The following is a 3,076-nucleotide window of genomic DNA, read 5'->3' on the forward strand; positions in this document are numbered from 1 at the left end:
CGTGCGGTTCATCATTTCGATAAATGCTGGCTGATGGCCAGCAACATGCTCGGCAAGCGCAACAGTGGCATCGTTACCCGATGAAATAATCACCCCGCGGTTGAGATCATCAACAGAGACTTCGTCACCGATATTCAGAAACATTTTAGAGGAGCCGGGAAACTTCTGGCCCCATGCATTCTCGCTGATAATGACTTTGTCGTTCGCTGCAATATGTCCCGCCTTGAGCTCTATTCCCACCACGTAGGTTGTCATTATCTTTGTCAAGCTTGCCGGTGCCAACAATGCATGTTCATTTTCACTGGCGATGACCTGACCTGACTCGTAGCTCATCAAGACCCAGGCTTTTGCGGCAATCTCTGGTGGACTGGGCATGGATTCGGCCAGTGCGGAAATGCTAATGCTACAGAAAACAGAGAATAATAAGAAGTGCTTGATAATTGTCTTTAACGTCATAGTTCTAAGACCTTCAATAGCTTATTTGCTGCGCTATCTTTAGCTTAGTAAAAACTTGTGAAGAGAGGATAATTTTTACATCAGCCTTACTGTTTGGTAAGGCTGAGTGTGTTCCGGGAAATTACTTAATTGCTGGGTAGTTATCGGAGTAGGCTAGGTTGAGGTTGTTCTGGCCTTCCATGAACATCACGTGTAGTTCAATGAGCTGTGTACTTTCCTGCTGCCATTTTGTCTCGCACTGGCGCTGACAAAATTCCACGATGGCGACAATCATCCGGTCCAGCTTTTTTAGGCACCAGCGCTTCATATCACTATCAAGTTCTGGTCTGCATGCCATATCTTGCAACTTGGCATAAGCAAACTGCAGATAGCTGAAGGCTTTGTCTATCTCTTGACGGTCTTGATAGTAGTAACTCAACCGCGTACAGGCATCTAACCAATAAGCAAGAGCCTCACTGTGAAGCTCGCTTTCTATTAGCCCGAAAACTTCTTCCGGTGCATGGCTAACGGCGTTAACTAAGATGTCAATATCAGACTGTTGCTGTGGATGGTACCAGGATTTTATCCCGGCTAGCCAACTGCTAAGTTGATTCATGCAACGTTTTCCTTTTCGTTCTCCCAATTAACGACGAAATGGTTATCGCTGATTTGCTGATAGCCATCGACTTCCTTAAGGCTAAGTGTACGAATTTTATCCGCACTTAAGGAATAGTTTGGCTCAGAATCAACAAGTTGGTGGAAAGGTAAGTCCGGATCCGGAACGGCAGATATCAATAATCGTGTATAAGGATGAGTTGGATTCCTCAGAATAGATCGAGTGTCTCCCCATTCCACGATACGTCCACGGTACATCACTGCGGTTTCTTCAGCAATATAATGGGCAGTAGCCAGATCATGGGTGATATAAAGAAAACCAATGCCCATCTGCTCTTTCATCTGTTTCATCAGGTTGAGGACGTCGAGGCGAATAGAGACATCCAGCATGGAGGTGGGTTCATCGGCCAGAATTACCTCGGCCCCAACGGCAATGGCACGGGCCAGGTTAACACGCTGTCGCTGACCGCCGCTGAGCTGGTGAGGATATTTACTCAGATCAGAAACCGGCAACTCGACGAGCGTCATCAGCTCTTCCAATTTTGCTCGTAATGCTTGCTTATCGCTGACTTGCTTGTGGATGAGCAGAGGGCGAGTCAAGTGGTGCTCAATCGTGTGAGTAGGGTTGAGCGAGCCGAATGGATCCTGGAAGATCATTTGCACTTTACCGCGATACTCAAGGAGCTCTTTTCTCGATGTGATGTCGGTAATATCCTTGCCGTTAAATAAGATTTCTCCCTGTGTCGGCTCATGCACTTTGGTAATGAGCCTGGCACAGGTACTTTTACCGCAGCCGGATTCGCCGACCAGCGCCAGGGTACGACCCTTGTAGAGTTTGAAGCTGATGTCATTGAGTGCGCGGAAAATGTCTTTCGAGCCCATGCCGCCTGCCAGAAACTCTTTGACAACGTTTTTCACTTCTATAATTGGCTGGCTCATAGGGTGATATCCTCTGTGACACGAATGTGATCGGCTTCTTCATGAATATTCGGGAATGAAGCCCATAGTTGTTGTGTATATGGGTGCTGTGGGTTGTTTCTGATCTCTTTGGAACTATTAACTTCAACAATTTTACCCTGGCGCATAACGGCAACGCGGTCACAAAGCTGGGTCATGAGGGCAAGATCATGGGTGATGAACAGTACCGAGAAATCAAACTCTGTTCGTAATTCATAGATTTGCTGCAGTATTTCTCGCTGGACAACCACATCAAGCGCGGTGGTTGGCTCATCCATAATGATCAGTTTGGGGTTCAGGCTGAGTGCAATGGCAATAACCAGCCGCTGTCTCATACCACCACTGAACTGGTGCGGATAGTCAGATAATCGATCACGGGGAATGTTGACTAAATCAAGTAGCTTTTCTGCCCGATCTTTAGCCTGTTCGTTACTGTAGCCAAGGTGGTGTCTCATGACATCGGCAAACTGTTCCTTCAGGGGCAGTACCGGGTTAAGGGAGTTCATTGCGCTCTGGAAAACCATAGCGATTTCTTTCCAGCGAATTATCCCCATCTCTCTTTCGCTAAGCGTGAGGAGGTCGAGGTCGTCGTAGTGAATTTGACCATGTGTAATAAGGGCAGGCGGCTTATGCAGACGGTTAATGGCAAATGCAATCGTACTTTTGCCGCATCCTGACTCACCGGCAAGGCCAAAAATCTCGCTTTTACCTATATCAAAGCTGACGTTATCTACTGCACGAAAGTCACCTTGAGCGGTAACATAGGTGACTTCCAATTCTCTAACGCTTACCAATGGTTCGGGGTGAAATGCCTGTTCCACGGTTCTCTCCCTAAGACAAACTCAGTTAATTCGCAATGCAAATTATTATCATTTGTGTTTGGTGTAAAGTGAATAAATAGAGAAAGTGATGGAGCCGACATTAATTAATTAACTGTTTCATTATTTGCGCTGTTGATTACTCATTTAGCCATACAACTGAAAATTGTTAAGGGGATGTTGCTTGTTTTGGTCAGCTTATCGGTTTGCTTCACGTTAATATCTAATGCCTATGTGTAAACTTGGGCGTA

General features: G+C 46.2%; 4 protein-coding genes. All 4 read right to left on the minus strand.

Annotated elements, in window-relative coordinates:
* Positions 1-456: D-alanyl-D-alanine carboxypeptidase family protein (locus MHN01_RS22630; RefSeq protein WP_239413596.1), on the minus strand; the 456-nt coding region annotated here is incomplete at its 3' end.
* 121 nt (positions 457-577) lie between these two features.
* A complete protein-coding gene (locus tag MHN01_RS22635) occupies positions 578-1,051 on the minus strand; it encodes a hypothetical protein (RefSeq protein WP_239413597.1) in 474 nt (157 codons plus the stop codon).
* Positions 1,048-1,989: an ABC transporter ATP-binding protein gene (locus MHN01_RS22640; RefSeq protein WP_239413599.1), complete on the minus strand. Its 942-nt coding sequence runs from the start codon at positions 1,987-1,989 to the stop codon at positions 1,048-1,050. Before MHN01_RS22640 ends, MHN01_RS22635 begins: the two co-directional genes overlap by 4 nt.
* Positions 1,986-2,828 (minus strand): ABC transporter ATP-binding protein, encoded by an 843-nt coding sequence (locus MHN01_RS22645; protein ID WP_239413600.1) that lies wholly within the window; start codon positions 2,826-2,828, stop codon positions 1,986-1,988. The genes MHN01_RS22640 and MHN01_RS22645 overlap by 4 nt, the downstream gene beginning before the upstream one ends.
* Positions 2,829-3,076: the final 248 nt, after the last annotated feature.

This window comes from Photobacterium sp. OFAV2-7 (assembly GCF_022347985.1).
Lineage (GTDB): Bacteria > Pseudomonadota > Gammaproteobacteria > Enterobacterales > Vibrionaceae > Photobacterium.

Bases quoted from the DNA above. Each gene is read 5' to 3' on its own strand.
- MHN01_RS22635 (WP_239413597.1), bottom strand. From the start codon at position 1,051: ATGAATCAACTTAGCAGTTGGCTAGCCGGGATAAAATCCTGGTACCAT.
- MHN01_RS22640 (WP_239413599.1), bottom strand. From the start codon at position 1,989: ATGAGCCAGCCAATTATAGAAGTGAAAAACGTTGTCAAAGAGTTTCTG.